The following is a 26,235-nucleotide window of genomic DNA, read 5'->3' on the forward strand; positions in this document are numbered from 1 at the left end:
TGCAACGCCCGATTCCCGATGATCCCGCCACTAGCACCATCAAAGAGGACGTGATGCGCCACAAAATGCAGAAACACCCGCCGCCCCGACAACCGGACCACCCGAACAACCGCCAACCGATCCCGCTGCAGATCGAACCGCGTCCGCGACCACTCCTCCATCAACACACCAGCACGCTCCACCCCATCGGCCACTCCCTCCAGATCCACCACCTCCGGCCTCCACCCACCCAACTCCCCCACCACCAAACACGGACCCTCCACACCCACAACCACATTCACCCCAGCCATCGACGCCTCCACCAACGCCTGCCGCACAGCCTCACCCAACACATCAAGATCGATCACACTCTCGTAGTGAACATCCAGATAACCCGCCACATTGAACGGCAGATCGGGATCCAACTCCTGCGACAACCACACCCCGAACTGATTCACCGTCAACGGGCAAGAACAAGAAGAAGAAACCAGATCCGTCATCGTGAATACCTCGTGAATAGCTCGGTGAGAAAAGTTCCTCGATAACCCGGATCACCACACTGAACCAATCCACAACGACCGAACAGGACCAGAGAGAAAACATGCAACCCGGAAATTTCCCCGAGCCTACCCACTCACCCACACCACCGCAGCACCCAAAACCACACAACGCTCGAACACGAAACTAATTCAGTCGGATACGGCACCCTCACGCAACACAATCGAAACGCCGATAACAATATCTTGAAGCAACACGATTATGAAGCACACTGTTCACGAAATATAAGCTATCGTCCGAACCGCAAGACATGCATTATACAAAATTCATACAACATAAGAATATCGCGGGGGAACTATCTCGGCATCGGTGTTTCCGGAAGTTTCTCTGAGTAGGTTTGCGCGTCAGGTCAGCGGTCGGCGAAGGTGATCGCGAACGCGTTGACCGCGGGCTTCCAGTGTATGGTCCATCGTGCCCGACCTACGCTGGTCGGGTCGAGCGAACGGGTCACCAGGTACAGGCACTTCAACGCGGCTTGCTTATTAGTCACGTGGAATCAATCCGAGAGGTTCGACGGCTCCGAATTTGACCATGGAACTGGAGGCAGGTTTGGCGGCAACGGGGTTGGCGGAGTTCTTGCAGGTCTGTACGGAGCATGGGTTCGAGCCGGTCACTGCGAACCACGCTGACGTCGTGATCTTCGTTCGAGAGCTGACCGGTCGGGCCAGCCGCCGCGGGGCGAATGTGGTATCGATCGATTCCGGGTGCGGGCTGGCGAACGCGACAATTCAGCAGCGACTGGTGCCGATTCGGTTGTTCTATGACTTTCTGATCAAGGAAGGTGTCCGGGAGTCCAATCCTGTTGGGCGGGGTCGATATACGTCTGGAAGGAAGTGGGGAGGCCAGCAGCGCGGGCTGGTGCCGCGGTTGGTGAAATTGCCCTGGATCCCGACCGAGCAGCAGTGGCTGACGTGCTAGTGTGTCGCGCCTGAAATGCGTTGAAGATATTTAGCGAGTGATTCGAGGATCTTTTCTGCAGTTTTGCGCCAGACGAATGGTTTCCGGTCGGCGTTCCATTGCTCGATCCAGGCTGTGATGTCTTTGTCCAGTGCCGCGACGCTTGTGTGGACTCCGCGGCGCAGGAGTTGGTCGGTGAGGAACCCGAACCAGCGTTCGGCGGGTAGCGAGGGCGTGTTACCACGCCCTCGCCCCCTAAGAACCGGCCGTGCCCGCTTTCCAGGCAACTGGCTCAAGCAAGCCCTGAAGGCTCACAGGTCGGCTGAAGTGCGGTGCCCGCCACCGTTTTTAGTGTGATTGTGGTGGCAGTGGGCGTGGACGAGACGCGTTGCGGTGTAGTCGTCCGGTTGGTGAGCGTTCGAGATGGTGATCGCCTGTCGGCGGATCGCGGTGCGGGCGGCCGTGAGCCACTGCTGCCACTGGTGCGGCGTTTGTGGTTCACGGTCGGTGTGCAGCAGCAAACCCCGGCAGAGTGGGCATCGGCCGTTCTGCGCGCGCAAGCGGCGCAGGGTGTCCTTGCCCACCGGGGGTGTGCGGCGGCGACGCCGCTCGGTCCAGTAGTCGGCCAGCGCGAGATCGTCCGGAGACGCCGCGCCGGTGACCATTCGGTGCCGGACGATCGGTGTCCAAGCGAACTTGCGCAGGTAGAAGCCGCTGTCGCGGCTCCCGAACACCCACTTGTCCGCTCGGGCGGGGTTGAACGCTCCGAAGTAGCGGGCTTTGACCCAATACATCGGTTTGTTCGAATGACGGAATCTGGCCCACTTGTAGACCAGCCGCCAGACGTGGGCGTCCAGAGCAGTGAATGCCCGTTTCGAAACCCCGATCCGGTAGTAGGCCGCCCATCCGGTGATGATCGGATTGAGAGTAGCGGTCACCGCGTCGGCGTTGGAGCCACGCAGCCGCTTCATCTCGGTGGACAGCTTCAGCCGGATGCGCCGCAGCGCGGCGTTGCTCGGCTTGGTCAGCAGCTTCCCGTTCGGGTAGCGGCGAATGTTGAACCCCAGAAAATCCACGCCCTGATCCAGGGTCGTGATGCGAGTCTTGTCCTCGTTGAAGACGAGTCCTCTGGGAGCCAGCCACTGCGCCAACTGCTGCTTGACCTGTTCGGCCTGCTCGCGTGAATAGCACAGTGCGAGAAGGTCATCAGCGTAGCGGATAACCACCGGGCAGCCCTTCACCGTTTTCCCGGCACGGGTGCCGGTGGTGTAGGAGCGGACCCCGGCGGCGGCCTCCATGCCGTGCAGAGCAACATTGAGTATCAACGGACTGATCACCCCGCCCTGGGGAGCTCCCTCCTCAGTCGACGCGAAACGACCCTGATCGACCACGCCGGCACTCAGCCACTGCCGCACCGGTCCCCGTGCAGGGAAAGTGCCCAGTGAGCCGAGGATGTGGTCGTGGTCGAGATGGTCGAACGCGGCGGCCAGATCGGCGTCGAGAATCCACACGCGTTTGGCGTCGGTGCGGCTGGCAGTGGTGTGTATGGCCACGATGGCGTCGTGACATCCCCGGCCCGGCCGAAACCCATAGGATCTGGGTTCGAACCGGGCCTCCCACTCGGGTTCCAGCGCGTTGACCACCAGCGCTTGCAGCGCTCGATCAGCGATCACGGGAATCCCCAACCCGCGGCGGCGTCCGTTGCTTTTCGGTATGAACACCCGCTTGACCGGCCGAGGCAACCACGCGGCAGTGCCGTGCTGCAACCAGTCGACCATGTCGGTCTTCTGCTCCGCATCCGCCACCACCTCGCCGTCGATCCCGGCGGTCTTGCGGCCCGCATTGAGCTCCGTAACCCGCCGCACCGACATCAGTGCGTTCGCGCGGGAACAAAGCATCAGCTTCTGCAGATTCCGGACCTTCTTCAGGTCCCCTGCCTGTGAGGCCGCGAAAATCCGCTGCCGCAACCGCCGTACCTGATCCTCGACCGTGCGCCAACGCACGGCATCCCAGTCGGGAACCGGGTCTGCGGGTCCGTTCACCAGCATTGTGGTGTCCAACTTGCCCCTTCCAGTTCTGACGATTCGGTCATCGAGTTGTTCGCAGGCTCACCCGACTCGCGTCAGCACCCTTTCAGAGCCTGGTGACAAAGGGTTAAGCGCTGGCCAGGACCGGCCCGTAGAGGGCCGGGCCGATCTTTCTGATGTGGTCCTGGTGCGACCACTGCGACAGCCGGACCCGGAAACTGTTGTGGTTGTCGATCCCGAGAATCGCGGCCAGCTCGACGCCTTTCCACGCCCGCCACGGCTGCGCGGTGACCAGCTCCACCACCTTCCCACGCGCGTCAAGACTGGTCAGTTCCGGCAGCGGTGGCGGGTCGCCCCACCGACTGGCTGGCGGCTCACCGACCAGTTCCCGAGTCAACCGCCGCGTCATGTGATGCACTGTGGCCCACCAGATCATCGCCTCGTGATGGGCGGGGTCGCGCTCGTAGACCCGAACCAGCCGCCGGTAGCGGGTCAGCCACGCGAAGGACCGCTCGACCACCCACCGGCGCGGAAACACGACGAACCCCCGGGTGTCGTCCGACCGTTTCACGATCGACACCGACAGCGCCAGAGCGGATTTCGCCCACACGACCAGGCGGCCGGCGTAGCCGCCGTCGGCCCAGACCAAGGTGACGGTGGAGAACTTCTCCCGCAGCCGGGCCAGCAGCGGGTGGGCGCCGTCACGGTCCTGGACCGACGCGGCGGTGACGACCACGCTCAGCAGCAGCCCGAGGGTGTCGACCGCGATGTGTCGTTTCTGGCCCTTGGTCTTCTTGCCCGCGTCGTACCCACACGCCCCGGCCCATACCGTCTCGGCCGCGCGGACGGTCTGGGAATCGATGCTCCCGGCGGTGGGCAGCTCACCGCGCCCGGCCAGCACTCGCAGGCGACCACGTAGCCGGTCGGCGAGGCGTTCGGGCAGACCACGCGCTGACCAGCGGGTGAAGAACGCATACACCGCCGCCTGCGGCGGGAAATCGACCGGCAGGGCGCACCACTCGATGCCGTAGCGGGCCACATACCCGATCGCGTCGAGCATCGCGCGCAGATCGTGCACCATCGGCCGGCCGGTGGCTCTGACCAGTTCGGCCATCACCGCTCGCGCCTCTTTCTCCAGGACCGCCCACTCGGTATCGGTGAGATCGGACGGATACGACATCGTCCGGACATGGCATCGGCAGCCCGATGAAGCGCAACCGCTGGCGCTCGCGGGTACGAGAGTGTAGACAGACAGGTGGGCTCCTGGTTCTGGTGGTGCGTAGACAACACCTCGATTACCAGGAGCCCGCCTCGTTCGCGGGTGGATCGCTCGAATCTCTGAACATGTAGCGGCTCAACACCTCACGCCGAGGCCGGATCTCACCAAGCAAAGTGTTTGTCACCAGGCTCTAAGAACGACGAGGTCGGCGAGGCGGCGTCATGACCGGGTGCCGGTTGTCCCGCCATTGTCGATATCGAGTGCCGCAGCAGATGCCAGCTTGCTCACAAACCAGTCGCGGGCGAGTTCCGCGACCTTCTCCAATGCGCCCGTTTCCGCGAACAGGTGTGTCGCACCCGACACCACCGATAGCACCGTCTCCCCTGGAATCTCCTGTGCCGCCCACCGGTTCAGCTCCAGCACGACATGATCGTGACCGCCTACGATCAACAGGGTCGGCGCACGTACCGCGGCCAACGCAGCTCCGGCGAGATCTGCCCGGCCACCACGTGACACCACTGCGGCGATCTCCACGCCGGGGTGAGCTGCCGCCATAAACGCTGCGGCAGCCCCCGTGCTGGCCCCGAAGTAACAGATCCGCATACCGGCGACCTCGGCGCGACCGGTCAGCCAACCGGTGGCCTCGACTAGCCGCCGCGACAATAATCCGATATCGAAGACCCGCGCCCGGTCGATCTCTTCCTCCGGGGTGAGCAGGTCGAAAAGCAGTGTGCCGAGTCCAGCCCGATTCAGCACCTCGGCCACGTAGTGATTGCGTGGGCTGTGTCGGCTGCTGCCGCTGCCGTGCGCGAACAGCACTGCCCCTAGCGGGTTCTCCGGAATAGTGAGATGCCCGGCCAGGTCGACCTCACCGGCCTGGATCCACACCTCCTCATCACACAGCGGCGGATCGCTCTCCGGGTCTTTTCGGAGTTCCAGCCGCGCTCCCTCGGCCTGGCGCAGCAGCTCATCGACCTCTTCGGCGGATACCTGCTCGAAACGGCGATACCAGCAGCCGACAGCACCGAACCACGTGGGCACTTCCAGACAGACCACCTCGTCGGCTTCGTCTTTCAGCATGGCCAGCGCGTCATCCGGTGCCACCGGAACGGCCAGCACTACCCGCTGCGCTCCTTGTGCCCACGCGACCTGGCAGGCGGCGCGAGCAGTCGCGCCGGTAGCGATGCCATCGTCGACAATGACCACGGTGCGGCCCGACAACTCGATACGTGGGTGCGTGCGCCGCAGCCACTCGACCCGCCGTGTCAGTTCACCACGTTCCCGGCGCTCCACCATCGCCATGTCCTCACCGGTGAGTCCACCGTGCGCGACGACGACATGATTGATCACCAGCACATCGTCCTCACCGATTGCACCGAACGCGAACTCCGGTTGATACGGAACACCGAGTTTACGTACCACGATCACATCCAACGGCGCACCCAACGCCCGCGCGACCTCATAAGCGACCGGCACACCACCGCGAGGCAAACCGACGACGAGAACATCCTCAGCACGGAGATACTCGAGCCGCTGAGCCAATCGGCGTCCAGCGTCACGGCGATCGTCGAACACCATCGCACACCTCCTCATGGCTCTTTTCAGCGTGGGCTTCGAGGGGATACGACAGCAGGTCCGATCGTTGCTCAGTCGAGGGCCGTTGGTCCCTGGATATGGTCGTCGGCGCGCGAAGACCTTCGTCATCGGTTGCCATCGAACCGAGCCGCGATGCCACCGCAGGTGCCGGTGACCAAAGTCTATGCACTACACCGCCAAGGGATATAGCGGTCTTGAACTTTCTCGACTTGGCTCTAGTACAGATCGTGTGGATGCCGAAACGGAGACAGGAGCGGTCATGTCTCATAAGACAGCACTCCCGCAAACAAGCGAATCCGGTATCGAATCGTCCGAGGCGCTGTCCGAATCCGAGGCAACATCACAGACCACCGAATCGGAAACGAAGACCACTGAGGACGATGGGCTGTATGTCCCGATTCCGACGATCGGAGTGCGGACGACACGTGTGCCACGGCCACCCGGACCACATACGGTGGCGGCCGGCGTTTCGTCTGCCACTGGGGCGGTGCGCCGTCGGCTGACCGATCGCGAGTCGTTGCTCTACTACGGCGGCCTCGGTGCGGCAGCTGTCACCGGGTTGGTGTCGTGGCCGGTGGCCACAGCGATCGGCGCAGGCGTATGGGTGGCGAGCCGGGCCCGCCGCAACCGGGATACCGATCGATAGCTTCCGATCGAGCGCCGGTATACGTATCAGTCGTCGGTGCCCTCACCGGGGGCGCCAGTGGAGTGTCTGCCCATGAGAACCGGCATACGCCAACGGAAATCCGTCCAACGCTACAACGAATCGCCCGGGCGGATCCGATACCGGCACTGGGAGCTGATCGCTCACCGAACCGATGACGCCGTAGAACTCGTTGGACAACCAGTGGCAGGGCAGGCCCCTAACCGTTCGTTCGAAACGGACCCGCTCGTCGACGCTTAGATAGCGCAGGACAGCGCTGTGGAAGACCACCACCGTCGCTTCCTCGGGCGCGGCATCTACCAGCGCGGGCACTGTCTCGTTCAGATCGCCGGAGATCACATCCACCGGATCGGCCCTGGCAATCGCCGCTGCGTCGCGTAAGCGCTGCAGCCGTTCGGATTGTCCGGGCCAGACCAGGCACTCGAGCCACCGCATCTCATCGGCATCATGCACATCCAGCGGGTTCAGATCGACCCCGGCTCGTGAGATCACCTCGGGCAGTCGATCTGGAAGCGGTGGATCGCCCGAAGTCGTACACTGCACGAGCACCTGTGCGGGGCCGTCGGCGGGATGCAGCTCATATCGATCGTCGTAACGGTAACTGAACCGATCCGGGTAAAGGCACAAACCCGCGGATGCACCCACTTCGATCAGGGCCAGGGGGCCGGGAAGCCGGGCCAAGGCCGGAAGAAGTACCGCGGTTCTGCCGACCTCGTTGGTTTGCGTCCTGTGCGCGGTCGCAACCGCCGCGACATCATACCAATGCTGCAGCATCCAGTCCCTGAGCTCGTGAAACGATGCCTCGGCCAGCCCGAGATAGCGCGCCGACGCGAGCACAAGATTCGGCTGTTTCTTCTCCTCCGGCAGCTGATCGATCAACGACAATAGCTGCGGATCCGAGGCGATGCCCGACGCCCATGCCTCATAGCACGAGGAATAACCCTGTGCTTCGACTTCGGCGAAATGCTGATACCAACCAGCCGTTGCACTCGAAGTCATACCTCCGTTCTACACGGATGCGTTGTACACGAATGCTCACCAGCCAACTATCCGGCTCTGACCTGCGCGAACAATAGTCATGTCCGTGGAGCAGAACCATTCCGGGCAGTGGCCACCGGCATCTGCGTAAGTCAGGACGTCGATAGTACCTCTCATGGCGGGACCTTCGCCCCTGTGCAGCGGTAACTCGCGCGGCGCACGCTCATCGCACGAAGATCGAGGAGGCTTTGATGGAGTATCGAGTGGCCCTGGTTGAATCGGCGCCGGAGACGGTGCTTCGTGTGCCGCGCGAGATCCGTCCGAACCCGCATCTGCTCGGCGAGGACGTCGTGGAAGGAATGCGGGAACTGACCCGGATCGCGCAGCACGCCGGACTGACCGCCAGTGGCGCACCGACGATCACGTTCAACCAAAAGCTGCCGACCGATGAATCGATCTCGGTGGATTTCGGTGTGCCGGTCGAACCAGCGCCCAACCTCGGACCGAGTTCCGGCGCGCAGGTCATCGTACTGCCGGGTGCTCTCGTTGCGCGTACCTGTCACCATGGCAGTTACCGCGATCTCGGCGCTGCCTATCGCGCGCTACAGGAATGGTTGCGCGAGGCTGGCTATCAGCCGATCGGCCCGCCGACCGAGGCGTACTTGATCGGTCCGGACGAGGTAAGCGATCCGGATCGACTGCTCACCGAGATCAGACTGCCGGTGGCCCCGTTACCGGCCATCGCGGTTCATCTGGCTGTTCCGTTCACAGACGCCGCCACACGGACTCGGGATGCGTTGCAGTCCCAAGGGCTCAGTGTGATCACCGAGATCGATGTGCGGAGCGTCCTGCGGGAGAAGATCGGCGAGCACATAGAGGACTATCTGATCCTCGAAGTCTGCGATCCCAGGCTTGCCCACCACGCATTGACCACTGATCGCCGAGCCGGGCTGCTTTTTCCGTGCAGCATCGTGGTGCGTTCAGTCGAGACAGGCACTCTCGTCGAGTCTACCGATCCCAACATTCTTGTCCGTGTCACCGGCGAATCCGCACTGCGCACGGTCGCCGATGCCACGCGTCAGCTGCTCGCCGCCGCATTGGAGAGCCTCCGCGATTCAGCACCTACGACGATGTGATCGACCTCGGCAACGCCGCGACCGGGGTATGGCAGCGGAACAGGTCACCGCTCACCAGCGGTGACCATGGTCCCGTCCGCCCGGGCAGGAGTCCTCTCACCGAGCTATGGGCATACGAGCAGGCTTGCCGATATGGAAAAGGAAACCCCCCATATCGCAGTGGTCTATGCGACCGAACAGGGGTCGACTCGCGATATCGCCGAATTCATCGGCACCGAACTGGCGGCCCACGAAGCGACTGTCGAATTCGCCGATATCGCCCATGCCCCAGACTTGTCCCGTTTCGACACTCTCATCTTGGGGAGCGCCGTGCACGACAGAGCTCTTCTGCCCGTTGCCGCCAACTATGTGCGCACCCACCACAACGAATTGGCCGACCGCGATGTCTGGCTGTTCAGCGTCGGACTCGCCCCAGCCCTGCGTGGGCCGATCGGCCGTCGTGTCGGCCGGGTCGTACCGAAGCGGATCGCCATGCTCCGTGATTCGATTGTCGCGCACGACTATCAAGCTTTCGCGGGTTATTACGAACAAACGAGCATCTCGCTGCGCAAGCGTCTCGTCTACCGACTGCTGGGCGGTAGACGTTACGGGGATCTCCGGGACTGGATCGCGATCCGCGCATGGGCCGACACCATCGCCCGTAGCTTACAGCTGCCCCCAGCGCACTTCACCACGATTCATCCGTGAAAGGCGCACATACATGAGCTACCATCGAGACCCCACTGGCGGCAGCCACCGGCATCACGCGACCGGAATCGTACTTTCCGAGAGGCTGTCCGGTGTCGCACCCGGCGCGGGCGGACCGGTAACCAGGAAGGGGATATGCGATCGGTACCGTTATCGTCCGGTCGTATCCGGTCGCGGTGACCAGATTGTGATGCGCTCACGGAGACGCTGGATCTCCTGTTCGATGCCTTCGGCGAGCACCGCGATATCGGGTGCGCTGTCATAGTCCCCGGTGATTCCGAAAGTCAGGCAATCAGCGTAACTGAGGACCGCGACCGCAGTGCGCAACCGCATAGCGATAGGCACAACAGGCAGCAAGTCCAGAACCGGACATCCGCACACTGATAGTTCGTGCCGCGGTCCAGGCACATTTGTCGCGAACGTGGCGACACTGCGCTGAGGAAAGCGCGCCAGCAGCCGCAGAGTCCACGCCACTGGCGCGAACGGAAGCCGACCGACCAGCGCGAACACCGAATCCTCCGCCCGCGACTCGGCGCTGGACTTGCGCTCCGATAACCGCGCGTGAATCGTGCTCAGCCGCTCGACCGGATCGGAAACATCGATCGGCAGGAATGGCAACATCGCCGAGATCTGGTTATCGAGGGCGCATTTTGTCTGCGTGGTCGTTATCGAAACCGGGATGAGAACGCGCAACTTGTCGGAGGCCGGCAGCTCATGTCTACCGAGTAGCAAGTCGCGGTACGCGGCCGTGACAACAGATAAGACAACATCGTTGACAGTAACGCCGAACACTACACTGATCTCGCGGACCTCCGACAGGTTGGCCCTGGCGACAACATAGCGCCGCTGTCGTCCAATTGGTCCGTTGAGCGAAGTCTCAACGGCCGGGGAGAGCGTGGCCACAGCCAAAGGCGCCAACCTGCGCACCGTCCCGACCACACACCGCGGTACGACTACAGACAGCCGTACTCCCTCGCGAACCATGCCGATCAACCGCGAACCGGACCCGCTACCCGGCTCTGATTCGACGCGATTCGCCGGTTCCATCGGCATCTCATCACAGAGATATTCGAGCAAAGAAACTCCCGACACCCCATCGACCAAGCTGTGATGCGCTTTGACGATCAGCGCCCAGCGATCCTGCGCGAGATGCTCGACAATAATGCACTGCCACAATGGATGGTCGCGGTCGAGTCGCTCTTCGAGTTCGCCCGAGATCAGTTCACACAGTGTCCGCTCATCGCCTGGCTCGGGCAGCGCGGCTCGACTGAGGTGATGGGCGAGATCGAAATGAGGATCGTTCTCCCAGACAGGGGTGACCAGGTCAAAGGGCGCCCGGCGCACTTTCTGCCGAAGCCGGACATTGTGTTCCACCGCTCCGGTGAGCAGGGCGGTGATCTCGTTCCGGCTCGGCGGCATACCGGAAATGATTGCCACTACGGCGATACCGAGACTGATATGCCGATCAGCGTCCTCTAGCTCCATGAAGCCTGAATCGAGGGGGCGCAGTTCGGTTGTCGGCCGGGGAACTGACGTCGCCACTCATGCCATACTGCCGACCGAGGCACAGCATCGTGAGATGCGAAGGTAACCGCTGCCCATGACCGTCGTCACATGGCAATAGCAATGAGATACGGCGGCAGCAATGGGGTACGGAGGCGGGGCTGAGACTGTGTGGCAGTCGAAAAGGAACCTCGGTCGTGACAGCGCCGAGGATGGGATCGCATGTGTTTCAGCGCGCACGTACGATGATCAATGGGCATTCCACCGAATGCGACAGCGCGGCACTGGTAGAACCGAGCAGCATTCCGGTGAACCCTCCCCGACCGTGGCTGCCGACTACAAGCAGCTGAGCGTTTTCCGATTCTTCCAGTAATGAGCGAACCGGCCGATCCCGCATCAGTACACGCCGTACCGACACGTCCGGATACCGCTCACTGAAGCCTGCGAGACTCTCCGCGAGCAGGATGTCCTCATGCTCCTGCACGATATCCCAGTCGAGCAGTGGAAGGTCGATTCCCGTCATGTCACTCCACGCGTGCAGTGCGATCAACCCGACTCTGCGCCGCGAAGCCTCCTCGAAAGCGATCTCTATGGCGGCCACGCTGTTGTGGGTGCCGTCGACTCCGACAAGGACGGGTTTTTCCGACGAGACAGCATCTGTGGCCGAAGTCGAACGCACGATCGCGACGGGACAATGTGCGTGTCGGGTCAGCGCTGCCCCCACCGAGCCGAACAATTCGCGACGGAATGCTCCGAGCCCCCTGCTGCCCACAACCAGCGTTCTGGCCTGTCGGGAATGGTCGATCAGGTAGGTGACGATCGGTTCGAGAATTAATTCGGTGCTGATCGCCGGCGCTTCGCCGGGCGTCGTCGTCCGGGCCACTCGGACCGCCTCGGTGAGCGCGCGCTCACCGTCCTCGCGGAGCAACTCCGTTTCTGCTTCGACCGGTTGGCGCCCGAAGCCGAAACCGGGCCGGAGTGCAATAGAGGTGACTATGTGCAGTCTGCCGCGGTGCACCGCGGCATCCACGGCTGCCCACGCGACCGCGTGGTATGAGGTGGTCGAACCGTCCACGGCGACCACAATCGGTAGATTCACCTGCTTGGCCTGTGTGGTCGTGTTCTCTGCCATCCGACCCTCCTCGGGTTCTGGCTTTGTCATTCGGCATCTCTGCCGATCGGCCTGCTCATCCGCCGCCACTCCGAATCCCAGTGGGTACTGCGGATCCGACCGAGCAGCCAGTCGGTGGACAGCACCAGAGCTATTGCGGGGAAAAGTATTCCGAACATGACAGCAAGTCCGGACATGGTAGCCGACCAGAATGCTTCGGAAGCCGGATGCGGCGGTGTGGTCATCCGCCCATTCGGATCGAGCCATACCATAACGAGGCTACCCAGCTCAGGTGCCCGAGCTACCTCCACAGTCGCGCTGCTTTGTCTGCCGTCATGATCCCAACGCACCAGTACTTCGGACCGTTCCGCTGCCCCGCGGTAGTGGTCGGATGTCATCGCCTGTCGGTTCCCCGTAACGATTGCCGGTACGGGGATTTTCTGTGAGTTCTCGGTATGAATGCGCTCCGTGGCTGAGTTATAGCCCGCGTTTCCCGCCGCGCCGGCTATCGGAACAGCGAACAGCACTACCACCGCGGCGAATAGTCGCACCGACACAGCCCACCGGTCAGAGGTGCGTACCAGCGGGTTGTCGTTCCATGGCCGTGCTCGCCACAGTCGAATCGGCAATGACGGGTAGTGCGACACGTGACCTACCTCTTTCGCGCACCTCGCATCACAAGTCCGTCGGATCCAGCGGAGACAGGACCTCCGCGAGAGGTCGACGCGGAGTGGCCGGAATCGGGTCGGCACTGGTTACCGCCCAACCGATTCGAATAATGATCTGTGGGTATCCGGTGTTGTCCAGAACGTTCGTACGGATCCGGTTTCGGGTATCGGTCAGTTCCATCGGCTCGGTCAACGGACAGGTCGCCAGTCCGAATGTCGCGGCGGTCAGCAGTACTGCACTCATGGCTTCCCCCGCTCGCAGCTGGGACATCCGATCATCACTGCTCGTGCTCAGCAGCATCATCCGGTCGGCAGCCTCGATGTCACGGACAACCGCCTGCGGTAGACCTGGATTGGAGAACGGCCGCACCGTTGGATCGGTGGCGAGCGATACCGCATTGCGCGCGGGTACGCCCTGCGGTGCGGCATGCCTACCGCTCCACTGCGCCAGTTCGGCGCCGTAGGAGAAATCACGGGCGTGTCGCCACGCTGCTTGTTCGAATGCCCGCAACAGCTGGGTCCGAGCAGGTTCGGCATCGACATCGCGTACAAGCACCCCATGTGCGGCACCAGCGGCGATGATGTTCTCGACATAAGAACTGGGCACTTCCCAAGAGGTGTAGCGCCTGCGATCAGTGCGACGCGTACTGATGGCTCCCGCCATCTGGACGTCCTCAGGGGTGAATGTGGCCGGGAGGAATTCGATGGCCGCGAGATGTTCGGGCTCAGCCGGATCCGGCAGTCGATGGATCTGTGTCTCCCACTCCAGTGCCCTGGCTGCGATCCGGAAATGATGCAGTGCCGCACCACAACTCAACAACAGATCGCGACCGTCCGGGTCCGTATGCCGCAACCGGCGACTCTCATCGGCGTACAGATGCACGGAATTGTCACCGAGCCGCCACGACCACGGTTGGGTATTGTGCACCGATGGCGCTCGTACCGCCAGTGCGAGCGCGGATCGCAGCGTTTCAGGGTCGGGGTATGTTCTCGGCATCGCTTGCCCCTTATCAGGATTCTTCTGGCAGGCCCGGCGCCCGACCGGCGGTGGCGCCACCGTTCAGCGCGAACTCCGACGGCCACGACCGCTGGGTTCGTCATTCAGCATCGCGCGATCCGACGATAGAGATGACGGCCGAAAGTCACCGAATATCGGGCCCTCCGACCATGATCGGCCTATCCGGACAGTCCGGTGTACGGCCCACGCGCCATACTCCCTACCCTGGAGTAGGGCAGGCGCATCCCCGCACCCTATCGTCGAAGGGCTGCGCGATTCATGGACTCATGACCGATTGTGCGACACCGCCTATCGCAACCACATGTCCGCGTCTGCCGGTCAGCACCCCGCACACGTCGCGGCCGCGCACCACAGCCGTTGTCCATCAGGGTCGGTTCCGGACGCTCCAGCCGACCTATCCGCTCAGCCCGGATATCATCGAGTAGTCACCCGGAAAAGGACTTTGGTCCTCATTCCAGGGCCGTCGGGTTGCGTAGTCTCGACCACACCACCTACCCCTGGATTGGACGCCACCATGATCACGGTGTTTCTGGTCGACGACCACGAAATAGTCCGTCGAGGCCTGGTCGACCTGCTCTCGACCGACCCGGCGCTCTCCGTTGTCGGCGAAGCCGGTGATGTTGCCCAGGCTCTCGCCCGCATACCCGCACTTCAGCCGGATGTCGCCGTCCTCGATGTGCGCCTGCCCGATGGCAATGGCATCGAACTCTGTCGCGAGCTCCTGTCGAAACTCGACAATCTGCGCTGCCTGATCCTTACCTCGTTCACTGATGAGCAGGCCATGCTCGATGCCATTCTCGCCGGGGCGAGCGGCTACGTTGTGAAGGACATCAAAGGCATGGAGCTGGCCAAGGCCATCAAAGAAGTCGGCGCCGGACGTTCCCTGCTCGATAACCGTGCCGCCGCCGCCCTCATGCAGCGACTCCGCGCGAACACGCGGCAAGACGGCCCACTAGCCGGACTCACCGAACAAGAGCGCAAGTTACTGGACTTGCTCGGCGAAGGACTGACAAACCGACAGATCGCCGAACGTATGTTCCTGGCCGAGAAGACAGTGAAGAACTATGTTTCCCGGCTGCTCGCCAAGCTCGGCTTGGAACGGCGCACCCAAGCAGCCGTATACGCATCCAAACTCCGGTCGCAGTCGACCAGACCCCCTATCGGCTTCTGAACAGTGCCGCGAACCAAGCCGACGCCGATCGCACGATGAGGCGCGCCCGCCACGCAACAGGGCCCGTTATGCCCGAATATTCGAGCGTGGCGCGCAGGTGAAATACTCTTGCACTATGGCCACCTGCCGTGGACACGCCGGGATTCGGGAGTAGTCGACATGACCGATGACGTGCCGACCGACACCTACTCGGTGCGCGATACACTTTCGCAGTTGCGATTACACGAACTGCTCACCGAGGTCAAGGATCGAATCGAGCAGATCATCGACGCGCGCGATCGGATGGACGGCCTGATCGAAGCGATGCTGACCGTCACCTCAGGGTTGGACCTGGATCACACCCTGCATACGATCGTGCATGCCGCCACCTCACTCGTCGACGCCCGCTACGGGGCGCTGGGCATCCGCGGCCACGATCAACAACTCACCCAGTTCGTCTACGAGGGTGTCGACGAGCCGACCCGACAGCTCATCGGCGATCTCCCCCAAGGCCACGGCGTCCTCGGGCTGCTGTTCAGCCAGCCGAAACCGATCCGCCTCGACGACCTGGCCGACCACCCGCTCTCGGTCGGATTCCCTGCCCACCACCCGCCGATGCGCACCTTTCTGGGTGTCCCGGTCCGCATCCGTGACCAGATATTCGGCAACCTCTACCTCACCGAAAAAGCCAACGGCCTGCCGTTTACCGAAGACGACGAGGTCATTGTGCGGGCATTGGCCGCAGCAGCCGGCATCGCGATCGACAATGCGCATCTCTACGAATCCGCTCGTACCCGGCAGGCCTGGATCGAGGCCACCCGCGACATCACAACAGAATTCCTTGCCGGAACCAAGCCCGACCAGGTCCTGGCGCACGTTGTCGACCACACTCGTCGACTCACCGGCTCAGAACGGACATTCCTCGCGGTCCTTCCGGAACCGGACAACAGCCAGGAGGAGATCACCGAACTCGTGATCACCCACGCGACAGGTGCCGAACACTGGCAGCGTCCCAGCACACTCCCTTTCACAGACACAACCATCGGCAAGGCGTTCCGACTGCGTGCCCCACAGCGGCTCGACGACTCCCGCCGTGCCGATCTCGGCAAGATATTTCCAGACGCCGGGCCCGCGCTGGTTCTTCCTATGCAAACCCCCGATTACATCGTCGGCGTGTTGGTCGCGCTGCGTAACACCGAATCGGCACCATACGATGACGAGATCCTCGGATTGACCGCGTCCTTCATGGACCAGGCAGCACTGGCGATGCGTCTGGCCGACGCTCAGCACCGCATGCGCGAGCTGGACATCCTGTCCGATCGTGATCGGATCGCCAGAGACCTGCACGATCACGTCATTCAACGGCTGTTCGCCGTAGGCCTGAACCTGCAGGGCACGGTGCCGCGTACGCATGAGCCTGAAGAAGTATGTGAGCGGATCGCCGAAGCAATCGACGACCTGCAGGAAGTCGTCCAGGAGATCCGCACCTCGATCTTCGATCTGCACGGCGGCAGCGGCCATGGCACGCGACTGCGGCAACGCATCGAGGACGCGGTCCGGCAACAGACCGCCGCCAGCGGGATCCGCGCCACGGTCCGCATCGCCGGGCCGCTGTCGGTGATCGAACCCGAGCTGGCCGACCACGCGGAAGCTGTCATCCGGGAAGCGGTCAGCAACGTGGTCCGGCATTCCGGTGCCGGATCGGTGTCGGTCGAGATCGCGGTGGCCGACGACTTGACCATCCTCGTCGAAGACGACGGATGCGGAATACCGGAGAAAGTCACGCCGAGCGGACTGCGAAACCTGCACCGGCGGGCCGAAGAAGCTGCCGGAGCCCTTACCATCACAGCAGGCTCAGGTTCGGATGGAAGTGCTGTCGGAACCAGACTGTACTGGAGAGTACCGCTGCACTGAGTGCCCCACTCGTAGCCCCCTGCGCAGAAAAGGTAGATCACCCCTGGTAATCGACCGGTCCAGAATCTACCATCTAGCCGATCAACTGGGCCGAAGGAAGTTCGACTATGACAACGAGGTCGTGGTGGGGATGGGGCACTGTCCACAATGCGGTGACCGGCGCCGAGCGAGTGGCGCTGACAAGCCGGGTGGCAGCTTTGCTGCCCGAGGCAGATCTGACAGTGCACGAGGCGCCCGATCCGATCTCGTTGGATGTGCCGGCCTCCCGTAGCCGAGTACCGGATTCGTTGGCTCATCTGGCCTCGGACGATCTCGACGATCGCGTTCGACACAGCCATGGGCAGGCATTCCGTGACGTGGTGCGCAATCTGCTCGGTCGCATCGACCATGTGCCCGATCAGGTGGTGCGGCCTCGAACCGAACGGGATGTGGTCGACCTCTTGGACTGGTGCACGAACGCCCATGTAGCCGCCGTGCCGTTCGGTGGTGGGACATCGGTGGTGGGTGGCGTCGAGCCGCGCTGCGCCGCTGACTACGCGGGGGCGATCGCACTGGATATGAGTCGCATGGACCAGCTACTCGAACTCGACCACACCAGCCGAGCGGCGAGAATTCAAGCGGGCGTATTCGGCCCCGCGCTGGAAGCCGCCCTACGGCCGGAAGGTTTGACACTGCGGCACTTTCCACAATCGTTCGAGTTCTCCACTCTCGGTGGCTGGTTGGCTACCCGGTCAGGCGGTCACTACGCGACGATCTACACCCATATCGATGACCTGGTCGAATCGATGCGAGTGGTGTCGCCCACCGGGGTCAGCGCATCGCGCAGATTGCCGGCATCGGGTGCAGGCCCATCTCCTGACCGGCTGTTCCTCGGATCCGAGGGCATCTTGGGAGTGATCACCGAGGCATGGGTACGTGTGCAGCGCCGTCCGCGGTGGAGGGCCGGAGCGGCGGTGGTGTTCGACGACTATGGCGAAGCCGTTACCGCGACCAGGGTGATCGCCCAATCCGGGCTTTTTCCGGCGAACTGTCGGCTACTCGATCCGGCGGAGGCGTTCCTCAATGCCGGGACCGACACGGCCGGTGGGGTGCTGGTCCTCGGATTCGAATCCGCCGACCATCCGGTCGACCAACCGATACGGCGGGCGGTACAGATCTGTCGCGACCACAGCGGCCGAGTACCCGACGGAATTCGTATCACCGACTCGGCCGATGGCAACGCGCGTCCAGGAGCGGCCGATACCTGGCGATCGTCGTTCTTTCGTATGCCCTATCAGCGCGATGCGCTCGCCGCGCAGTCCATGATCGTAGAAACGTTCGAAACCGCCTGCACCTGGGAGCGTTTCGACACATTGCGGAGCGCGGTGCTCACCGCGGCGAATGCCGCATTCCGCGCTGTCGGTGTCACCGGCATCGTGACGTGCCGGTTCACTCACGTCTATCCGGACGGGCCTGCTCCCTATTTCGGCATCTACGCCGCCGGCCGCTGGGGGCGGACTGTCGAACAATGGGACGAAATCAAGATCGCGGTCACGGAAGCGCTCGCGGCCCACGAGGCTACCGTCACCCACCATCACGCCGTGGGCCGCGACCACCGCCGCTGGTATGACCGCCAGCGCCCGGAACCATTCGCCGCAGCTTTGCGTGCGGCCAAATCGACCCTCGATCCAGCGGGCATCCTCAACCCCGGAGTCTTGATAGACCCGGCTACATCAGCAGCGAGGAAAAACCGATGATCAGCAGTCTCGACGGCTGCACTCCTGACATCGGTTCCGACACCTGGATCGCTGCCACGACCATCGTGATCGGACAGATTCGGATCAACGCACAAGACGGCGTACTCTATAGCGCCGTGATCCGTGCCGACCTGGAATCTATCGAAATCGGCGCGGGCAGCCTGGTCGCCGCCGAAGCGCTGACTGCCGAAGGGACGAACGTACCAGCGGGATCGCTGATCGAAAGCGTTTCGGGCAAGGTACGGCGAGAGCCGACCGGTCAGGAATGTATGGACATCGAGCGCGATGCGAATATCTACCGGGCACTCGTGGAACTACACACCGATGCCCTAAGTGATGCCCCGTGAGCAAGGCCGGCACCAAAGGGGTACCACGGAAGCAACGCGAACAACAGATTCTCGACGTCGCCACCATCGAATTCGGCGACCATGGCTACGTCAAGGCATCGATCGCGGCTATCGCCGCAGCCGCAGGCGTTTCCAAACCACTCATCTATGCCTACTTCGGCTCTCGCGACGGACTGCACGCGGCTTGTGTTCACCGTGCCGGCAGAAAGTTGGTCGATGCCGTGACCGCGGCCCGGTCCACCTACGGTGCACAACATAAGGCGCTGGCGACGTTGGCCGGCATCTTCCATGTGCTCGACGGGCACACTCAGAACTGGAAGATCATCTACGATGCCACACTGCCCCGGCCGAGCGCGGCATACGCAGTGGCCCGTGCGTATCAGGACACCTTGAACGGTATGGGCTCAGAAGGCGTGGCACAGGTGCTGGCAGAGGCAGGAACCTCCGACCCGGACGATCACTCGCTGCTGCTGGCGATCTGGTTCAGTATCGTATCCACCACCATCTCTTGGTGGAGCGAGCATCCTCGCTACACACCCGAAGACATGACCGAACGTTGCGTGCGTCTGTTCACTACGGTCAGGCGACCCGCAGAACACTACGATCCGACGGCGTAGCACCTCATTGGGGATTCCGGTATCTGGATGGCACTGCGACGCGCCCGGATCATTTGCTACGCAGACGCTATGGCATCCGGATATCCGAGGCATCTGGATATCCGACGATACTTTCAGCGTTTCGTCATTACCCCGTACGGGGCACAGGCTATGGTCGCGCTATGCCGACAGCGACGTCGATCGATACCGGAGCCGAACATCTCGCTTGCTGGATCACCACCGTCGGGCAACGGCTACACCAGTTACCGACAGCGGATCCGACGACCCTGTTCGCCCATGCGATGAGTGGTTTTCTCGCGATCGGACGAGCAAGCCTGGCGCTGTTGACCACCTCCGCGCATCCTGCGGATATCCGCGACCACGATCTCGTCTTCGAAATCACCGCCGATGCCGAGCGATGGCTCACCGACGCTGCCACGGAGCCGGTGGTCAACCAGATCACCGACCGTGGTGAGCACATCCAGCGCTACCTCAGCCCCGCCGCGCTGGACACCGCAGCCAAGGAGCGCCTGCGGCACTGCGCGCAGACAACGGCGATCCATACCCGCGAGGTGCTCATCGGGATCGGCAACGCCCCTGCGGCACCTCCCGAAATACGCGATCTCGCCCGTGATCTGGCCACCCGTGCGAATGTTATCGCCACGGTCTATGCCGACGACCCGCGACAGCTGCTCTCGATAACCGGCCGTTGTTCCACTCTGTCCCGTGACACCACGTGGAGGGAACTCGATCCGGCATAATATTGTGGCCTGATAGTTCTTCGATCGCGGACAGGACGTCCGGGATGGCCGACAATAAGAGCTATGACGACGGTGCTGCTGGGCGGCGACGTCATGCTGGGCCGGGGTGTAGACCAAATTCTTCCTCACCCCGGTAATCCAGCGCTGCGCGAGCAATACGCCGACGATGCACGACTATATGTGGTATTGGCCGAACACACGCACGGACCCTTTCCCTATCCGGTCGATTTCCACCAGATATGGGGCGATGTCCTGCCACTCCTCACTCGAATCCGGCCCGAGGTTCGATTGATCAACCTGGAGACTTCGATCACTGCCGATGGTGTTTTCGCCCCAGCCAAAGGTATTCACTACCGAATGAATCCGGCGAATCTACCAGTGCTGACCGCGATCGCTCCGGTTACCTGCGCATTGGCCAACAATCACATACTCGATTTCGGTGTTCCCGGGCTGACCGACACCCTCGATGCACTCGATGCCGCGGGTATCCGCCACACCGGAGCCGGAGTGGATGTGGACAAAGCGCGGACGCCTGCGATCGTGGAACTCGGTGATGGCCGCCATGTGGTGATCGCTTCAGTCGCGTTCGGATCGAGCGGAGTCCCGGAGGCATGGACGGCATGCCGAGATAGGCCTGGACTGTGGCGAATCGGTGATGCGCCGAGCGTCGACGCCGCTGATGACGTGGCGGGGCACCTATTGGCGTACACCCGTCAGGACGATATCACCATCGTTTCCGTACATTGGGGACCGAACTGGGGTTACGGGGTGGCCCGGAACGAAACCCGGTTCGCACATCGATTGATCGATGTCGGGATCGATCTGATACACGGGCATTCCGCACACCATCCGCGGCCGATCGAGATCTACCGGAGCAAACCGATTCTGTACGGATGCGGCGATGTCATCGACGACTACGAAGGCATCCGCGGCCACGAGCGCTATCGCACCCATCTCCGTCTGTTGTATCTCGTATCCATCGATCCTGGATGGGCACAGGTGCGGCTGGTACCGCTGCGGGTACGGCATATGTGCCTGGAATGGGCCGCCTCCAGCGAATCCCGCTGGCTGGCCGACTTGATCGAGTACATCAGCCGTGACTTCAGAACCCGTGTGGAGCTTCGGATAGGGGATCTACCTGTGGTATTCCAATCCGCGCAGGGATAAGGCGGCGGCTGTATAGATCGACCACGACCGCGAAGACGGCGACGATGATAGCGGCACCTGCGAGTAATGCCGAGAAGCCACCGATGTGTGCGATACCCGGCTTCGATAGCGGAGTATCACGGGCACGCCCGCCGCATAGCAAAACACAAGAGCAAAGAGGTATAACTCGATGTTCTGCCGCGCTTATTCGGTCTCCGTTGCACAACGATCCCCATGTGACCGGCTGATTCGATCACGGGGTTTGTCAGGCGAACAAGAGTCCAGCGGTATCTTTTCGGCGACATTCGATTCCAGAAGCCCGAAAAACACTCCTGCGGTGATCTTCTCGTTATAGCATGCGCGGAAACTTGATGTTTCTATGCCTAGCGTTCGCTGTCCTATGGGTGAACCATGAGACCCATAAGCCAGAGGAAGAATTCACTCGATTCGAAGGATGCGCAATGCCCACCAAGATCACAACAATCCTCGCCTCGACCGCCATGGCCCTGTCCCTTGGCTTCGCCGCAGCCCCTGCTGCTTCCGCCAGCACGACGGCCTCCCCCTCTCCATCAGCGGCGGCCACACCGGCCTTTGGCTCGGTCGTCCTGTGTATCCCATTCGGCAGCGTCGTTTTCTGTATCTGAGCCATCGGCCGCGCAGACGGCGCGAGCGGCATGCGGTCCATATCCATCGATTTCAAGTGGCTGAGGACAACGCAGCAGCTCTCCCTATCAGGCAAGGAGGCGCCGCCGGCAGTTGCCGCCGAGAGAATCAGCCGATTCGGCGGCGCTGCCGATCCAGAACTCAGCGAATACCCCTCCGCGTACACCGACGTGAAGAGCGATCGCATTGCGTTTTCGTTGGATTCGAAAGCGTATCAAGACGTTCTGAACGTACGATGCGCATAGGTCTCGAATCGTTCGAAGTTGATGTGTGAAAGGTATTGTCTCGATATATCATTCGCGTGTCATACGGTCGCCTGCACACAGAACGAACGAGCAACGAAAGCAATGGTGCGGAGCACGATCGCCGGTGTGCGTGACCAAGGCGGAGAGCTGGTGAATGTGCTGACGCGAAAGCCGTAATGTGGCATCGATCATTCAGCGCGTTTTCCAGCAACGTCCAGCGACGCGGTTGCCGATCCGACGTCGGTCGATCGGCCCGCGGCCCTCGATATCGGCGCAGCCGATTGCACAACCCCGCGTATTGCGGCCGACCGATGAGTGTGGTGCCGGTTCGAAGAATCCGGACAAGGCCAGAAACATAACCACACCTGCCATGCCTTGTTCGTCGATACTGGTGGATCTACTCAGTTATCGACCTCACTCGGAGACGCGCGTGCTGTCATTGCAAGAGATTTCGGATCGGCTCGAGATCCAGGACCTGATGGTGCGCTATGCGCACGCGGTGGATACCCATCAGTGGGACCTGTTGGACGAGGTGTTCACCCAGGACGCGCATATCGACTACTCGGCCATGGGCGGCTCGGTGGGCGATCTGGCAGCCACGAAGGCCTTCCTCGCCGCAGCGCTGCCGAATTTCCTCGCATTTCAACACTTGATCAGCAACTCGTCCATCACCGTCGAAGGAGACACCGCGACCGGGCGAACAATGTGTCACAACCCCATGTTGATGCCAGGTAGCAACGGTGTACCGACCATGATGCTATGCGGGCTCTGGTACCTGGACACTTTCCTCCGCGTCCGGGGGCAGTGGCGCATCACGAAGCGGATCGAGGAGAAGAGTTTTCTCTTCGTCGCTCCCGCTGCATCTGGGATGGGCTGAAACAGCGGTCCCTTCCACCATATTCTGCGATAACGTCACCGCATCAGGACTGTAGTGGCGGCCGAGCGTGACTGCGTTCCGCGCCACGGCACAACGTTACCTCTGCTGCTGACCAGATACAGCGCGACCAGCCCTACGCTGCACCAGACATAGGAGTTGCCGATGAAGTGCTGCCACGGTGTCCAGGCGGATTCAGGACGGTCTCCGGCAGGAAGCCAATTCTGTGGACCGATCACGAACAGCGCCGTGGTGATTGCGAATGTCGCCCACCAGCCGATCGCCCGCTTGCGGGGAAGACCGGTCGCGCAACCGACGACGGCGAACAGCGCGGGTGCGATCCAGACCCAGTGGTGCGACCATGAGATCGGCGAGACCAGCAGAGCGAATACAGCATTGATGGCCAGCGCGAGCCCTGGGGACTCACCGGCTCGACGCATCGCGGCGACGACCAGCACCAACAACAGGGCGCCCACGATCAGCCAAGCGATGGTGAACGTGGGCTCCGGCACCCTGAACCGGGCAAGTACTGCTTGAATCGATTGATTGGTATGGAACGCGGATCCGCTGAGCCCGGAAGCATTGCCGAGCCCTCCGAACCAGTATTCGATCGATTCTTTCGGTAGGACCGCAAAAGCGAGGGCCGTCGCTGCCGCACCGGCGATCGCGGCGGTTGCGGCCGCACGGTAATCCCGCCGCACTAGGAAGTAGAGCACGAACGCGGCGGGCGTCAGTTTGATCGCGGCAGCAATACCGACCAGCATTCCTCGGCGCCAGCGTGGCTTATGCGTCAGGCAATCGGCGGTAACCAATGCCATCAACAGCAGATTGACCTGACCGAAGTCCAATGTCGAATGAATCGGCTCCAGCAGCAGGCCGAGCGGCGTGGCGCAGACCGTGGCCCACATCGCCAGCCTGCGCTGCTGCTCACCTGGCCAGATCCGTCGCGCGACCGCATACAGGGTGATGGCAACCGCGGCTACCGAGGAGATGAAGAAACTCGCCGCGGCCACATCCCAAGGCAATATCGCGAACAGTCCCAACGCGAACGCGGCGAACGGCGGGTAGATGAACGGCAGACCGGCGCCGACGGTGGTCTGCGGCAGCTGCCCATACATATCAGCACCATCGAGCATGGCATCGACCCCGAGACGATACACCTGCAAGTCGATGAACCCGCCGGTGATCCGGTGTAACGGCCAGACCGGCGTCAAGAGAACGAACGCGGAGAATACAATCGAGAAGACCGGTGCCAGCCACACAACACGCCCGAGTCGACGGTCATGGGGTATCGGCGTTTCGGCGTTGGCACTGACACTACTCATCCGCGGCGACTATACCGACCGATGGTTGCACATTCACCACACGGGAGCTCCGACCTAGTGCACCGGGTAAAATCGCGGGCAACACTCTAGTCACCGGCACACCACGACATCGGCGAAAGCGAGGTCGAGAATGCGCGCCAACTCGTGATAGCGAGTGCCTGCCCGAACGCGAGGGTCCCACGAAGAGTTCGCGGTGGCCAGCCCCAAGGCAGGATGTCTGTGGTTCGATAGCATTCTCGTATCGAGACCGAATAGGAACCGCGTGACGAATTTCGGCGATTTCCAGTACGAGATCTACTTCCGGGGTCTCGGGGGCGTACTGCCCGATCTGCCCATGACATATGCCGAACTGGAGGCGAAAGCCCAGGCAGCACTGCCGCCCGGCATCTGGTCGTATGTGGCAGGCGGCGCTGGTGACGAACTCACCCAGCGTGCCAATGCGGCGGCATTCGAGAAACTTGGGCTGGTCCCCCGCATGCTGCGCGCGGAAAAGACCCGCGATCTGTCGATCGAGCTGTTCAGCATGACGCTGCCGACACCGATCTTCCTGGCCCCGGTCGGTGTCGTCGGGTTGTGCGCTCAGGATGGGCACGGCGATATCGCGACCGCACGCGCGGCGGCACGCACCGGTGTGCCGATGGTCGCCTCAACGCTGACAGTCGACCCTTTGGAAGAGGTCGCCGCCGAGTTCGGCGACACACCCGGAATGTTTCAGCTCTATCCGCCTACCGATCGAGAGCTGGCGCAGAGCCTGATCAACCGGGCCGAGTCCGCGGGCTTCAAGGTCATTGTGGTCACTGTGGACACATGGGTGCTCGGCTGGCGACCACGCGACCTGTCGCTCGCCAATTTTCCGCAGTTACGCGGACACTGTCTGGCCAACTACTTCAGTGATCCGGTGTTCCGCGGCTTGCTGTCCACACCCCCGGAACAGGACCCGAAAACCGCCACTTTGACCTGGATCTCACAGTTCAGCAACGCGTTTACCTGGGATGACCTGGCCTGGCTACGGTCGTCGACCGATCTGCCGCTGGTACTCAAAGGCATCTGCCATCCCGAGGACGCGCGGCGGGCCATAGATCAGGGAGTGGATGGTATCTACTGCTCGAATCACGGCGGTAGACAAGCCAACGGCGGCATCCCAGCGATCGAGCATCTGCCGGAGATAGCGGCAGTGGCCGACGGTCTGCCCGTACTATTCGACTCCGGCATCCGCACCGGTGCCGACATCGTCAAGGCATTGGCGCTCGGAGCCACTGCTGTCGGCATCGGCCGTCCCTATCCGTACGGGCTCGCACTCGCTGGCGTGGACGGCATCGTCCACGTACTGCGTGCACTGCTGGCGGAGGCGGATCTACTCATGGCGATCGACGGCTACCCCTCGATCGCCGACCTCACCCCAGAAGCGATCCGACGTCTCTCATAACCTCGAGTGTG

Annotated in this window: 23 protein-coding genes and 1 pseudogene; 13 read left to right on the top strand and 11 right to left on the bottom strand. The window is 62.3% G+C overall.

Annotated elements, in window-relative coordinates:
• Window positions 1–479, bottom strand: a 479-nt coding sequence (locus tag ACX4ZE_RS17155) for a condensation domain-containing protein (protein WP_480274456.1), incomplete at its 3' end; no start/stop codon positions are given.
• Window positions 480–886: 407 nt separating this feature from the next.
• A pseudogene (locus ACX4ZE_RS17160) lies at window positions 887–1,030 on the bottom strand (IS256 family transposase); the annotation flags it as partial.
• 38 nt (window positions 1,031–1,068) lie between these two features.
• On the opposite strand from ACX4ZE_RS17160, the gene ACX4ZE_RS17165 reads away from it, so the two are divergent.
• Entirely contained in the window at window positions 1,069–1,455 is a 387-nt protein-coding gene (locus ACX4ZE_RS17165; RefSeq protein ID WP_480274457.1) for an integrase, read from the top strand.
• A 290-nt stretch (window positions 1,456–1,745) separates the two neighbouring features.
• Here the strand turns inward: ACX4ZE_RS17165 and ltrA are convergent, their stop codons facing one another.
• The 3 genes from ltrA to ACX4ZE_RS17180 form a co-directional block, all read right to left on the bottom strand.
• On the bottom strand, window positions 1,746–3,482 hold the full coding sequence (ltrA, locus tag ACX4ZE_RS17170) for a group II intron reverse transcriptase/maturase (protein ID WP_480274510.1): 1,737 nt from the start codon (window positions 3,480–3,482) through the stop codon (window positions 1,746–1,748).
• Window positions 3,483–3,588: 106 nt separating this feature from the next.
• Window positions 3,589–4,641 (bottom strand): IS5 family transposase, encoded by a 1,053-nt coding sequence (locus tag ACX4ZE_RS17175; protein WP_480274458.1) that lies wholly within the window; start codon window positions 4,639–4,641, stop codon window positions 3,589–3,591.
• Between the two features lie 258 nt (window positions 4,642–4,899).
• On the bottom strand, window positions 4,900–6,258 hold the full coding sequence (locus tag ACX4ZE_RS17180; RefSeq protein ID WP_480274459.1) for a phosphoribosyltransferase family protein: 1,359 nt from the start codon (window positions 6,256–6,258) through the stop codon (window positions 4,900–4,902).
• A 277-nt stretch (window positions 6,259–6,535) separates the two neighbouring features.
• Here ACX4ZE_RS17180 and ACX4ZE_RS17185 point away from each other — a divergent pair, with 277 nt between their 5' ends.
• On the top strand, window positions 6,536–6,922 hold the full coding sequence (locus tag ACX4ZE_RS17185; protein ID WP_480274460.1) for a hypothetical protein: 387 nt from the start codon (window positions 6,536–6,538) through the stop codon (window positions 6,920–6,922).
• Window positions 6,923–6,964: 42 nt separating this feature from the next.
• On the opposite strand, the gene ACX4ZE_RS17190 is transcribed toward ACX4ZE_RS17185, so the two are convergent.
• A complete protein-coding gene (locus ACX4ZE_RS17190; RefSeq protein ID WP_480274461.1) occupies window positions 6,965–7,939 on the bottom strand; it encodes a DUF2332 domain-containing protein in 975 nt (324 codons plus the stop codon).
• Between the two features lie 230 nt (window positions 7,940–8,169).
• Between ACX4ZE_RS17190 and ACX4ZE_RS17195 the strand changes: the two genes are divergently transcribed.
• Both ACX4ZE_RS17195 and ACX4ZE_RS17200 read left to right on the top strand, forming a co-directional pair.
• On the top strand, window positions 8,170–9,054 hold the full coding sequence (locus ACX4ZE_RS17195; protein ID WP_480274462.1) for a DUF302 domain-containing protein: 885 nt from the start codon (window positions 8,170–8,172) through the stop codon (window positions 9,052–9,054).
• Between the two features lie 132 nt (window positions 9,055–9,186).
• Complete coding sequence (locus ACX4ZE_RS17200; RefSeq protein WP_480274463.1) at window positions 9,187–9,741, top strand: flavodoxin domain-containing protein; 555 nt, start codon at window positions 9,187–9,189, stop codon at window positions 9,739–9,741.
• Between the two features lie 150 nt (window positions 9,742–9,891).
• Here ACX4ZE_RS17200 and ACX4ZE_RS17205 read toward each other — a convergent pair whose 3' ends face one another.
• The 4 genes from ACX4ZE_RS17205 to ACX4ZE_RS17220 all read right to left on the bottom strand — a co-directional run bounded on the left by ACX4ZE_RS17205 (window position 9,892) and on the right by ACX4ZE_RS17220 (window position 14,020).
• Window positions 9,892–11,283 carry a wax ester/triacylglycerol synthase family O-acyltransferase gene (locus tag ACX4ZE_RS17205; RefSeq protein ID WP_480274464.1) on the bottom strand — a complete coding sequence of 464 codons (1,392 nt, stop codon included), beginning with the start codon at window positions 11,281–11,283 and terminating at the stop codon, window positions 9,892–9,894.
• A gap of 190 nt (window positions 11,284–11,473) precedes the next feature.
• Window positions 11,474–12,376 carry a universal stress protein gene (locus ACX4ZE_RS17210; RefSeq protein WP_480274465.1) on the bottom strand — a complete coding sequence of 301 codons (903 nt, stop codon included), beginning with the start codon at window positions 12,374–12,376 and terminating at the stop codon, window positions 11,474–11,476.
• 26 nt (window positions 12,377–12,402) lie between these two features.
• Window positions 12,403–13,002 carry an Rv1733c family protein gene (locus ACX4ZE_RS17215; protein WP_480274466.1) on the bottom strand — a complete coding sequence of 200 codons (600 nt, stop codon included), beginning with the start codon at window positions 13,000–13,002 and terminating at the stop codon, window positions 12,403–12,405.
• A 28-nt stretch (window positions 13,003–13,030) separates the two neighbouring features.
• Complete coding sequence (locus tag ACX4ZE_RS17220) at window positions 13,031–14,020, bottom strand: Acg family FMN-binding oxidoreductase (RefSeq protein WP_480274467.1); 990 nt, start codon at window positions 14,018–14,020, stop codon at window positions 13,031–13,033.
• A gap of 535 nt (window positions 14,021–14,555) precedes the next feature.
• On the opposite strand from ACX4ZE_RS17220, the gene ACX4ZE_RS17225 reads away from it, so the two are divergent.
• The 8 genes from ACX4ZE_RS17225 (at window position 14,556) to ACX4ZE_RS17260 (ending at window position 23,476) form a co-directional block, all read left to right on the top strand.
• Entirely contained in the window at window positions 14,556–15,212 is a 657-nt protein-coding gene (locus ACX4ZE_RS17225; protein WP_480274468.1) for a response regulator, read from the top strand.
• A gap of 159 nt (window positions 15,213–15,371) precedes the next feature.
• The gene (locus ACX4ZE_RS17230; protein WP_480274469.1) at window positions 15,372–17,105 is read left to right on the top strand and encodes a sensor histidine kinase; all 1,734 of its coding nucleotides are present in this window, start codon (window positions 15,372–15,374) and stop codon (window positions 17,103–17,105) included.
• A gap of 107 nt (window positions 17,106–17,212) precedes the next feature.
• On the top strand, window positions 17,213–18,841 hold the full coding sequence (locus tag ACX4ZE_RS17235; RefSeq protein WP_480274470.1) for an FAD-binding oxidoreductase: 1,629 nt from the start codon (window positions 17,213–17,215) through the stop codon (window positions 18,839–18,841).
• On the top strand, window positions 18,838–19,188 hold the full coding sequence (locus tag ACX4ZE_RS17240) for a hypothetical protein (RefSeq protein WP_480274471.1): 351 nt from the start codon (window positions 18,838–18,840) through the stop codon (window positions 19,186–19,188). Before ACX4ZE_RS17235 ends, ACX4ZE_RS17240 begins: the two co-directional genes overlap by 4 nt.
• Window positions 19,185–19,805 (top strand): TetR/AcrR family transcriptional regulator, encoded by a 621-nt coding sequence (locus ACX4ZE_RS17245; RefSeq protein WP_480274472.1) that lies wholly within the window; start codon window positions 19,185–19,187, stop codon window positions 19,803–19,805. Before ACX4ZE_RS17240 ends, ACX4ZE_RS17245 begins: the two co-directional genes overlap by 4 nt.
• A 161-nt stretch (window positions 19,806–19,966) precedes the next feature.
• Entirely contained in the window at window positions 19,967–20,545 is a 579-nt protein-coding gene (locus tag ACX4ZE_RS17250) for a hypothetical protein (RefSeq protein WP_480274473.1), read from the top strand.
• 63 nt (window positions 20,546–20,608) lie between these two features.
• Window positions 20,609–21,712 carry a CapA family protein gene (locus ACX4ZE_RS17255; protein ID WP_480274474.1) on the top strand — a complete coding sequence of 368 codons (1,104 nt, stop codon included), beginning with the start codon at window positions 20,609–20,611 and terminating at the stop codon, window positions 21,710–21,712.
• 1,317 nt (window positions 21,713–23,029) lie between these two features.
• On the top strand, window positions 23,030–23,476 hold the full coding sequence (locus ACX4ZE_RS17260; RefSeq protein WP_480274475.1) for a nuclear transport factor 2 family protein: 447 nt from the start codon (window positions 23,030–23,032) through the stop codon (window positions 23,474–23,476).
• Window positions 23,477–23,511: 35 nt separating this feature from the next.
• Here the strand turns inward: ACX4ZE_RS17260 and ACX4ZE_RS17265 are convergent, their stop codons facing one another.
• Window positions 23,512–24,798, bottom strand: coding sequence for a glycosyltransferase 87 family protein (locus ACX4ZE_RS17265; protein WP_480274476.1), 1,287 nt, complete (start codon window positions 24,796–24,798; stop codon window positions 23,512–23,514).
• Window positions 24,799–25,060: 262 nt separating this feature from the next.
• Between ACX4ZE_RS17265 and ACX4ZE_RS17270 the strand changes: the two genes are divergently transcribed.
• Complete coding sequence (locus ACX4ZE_RS17270; protein WP_480274477.1) at window positions 25,061–26,224, top strand: alpha-hydroxy-acid oxidizing protein; 1,164 nt, start codon at window positions 25,061–25,063, stop codon at window positions 26,222–26,224.
• The last annotated feature ends 11 nt before the right edge of the window (window positions 26,225–26,235 follow it).

Source organism: Nocardia sp. TBRC8007 (genome assembly GCF_056629435.1).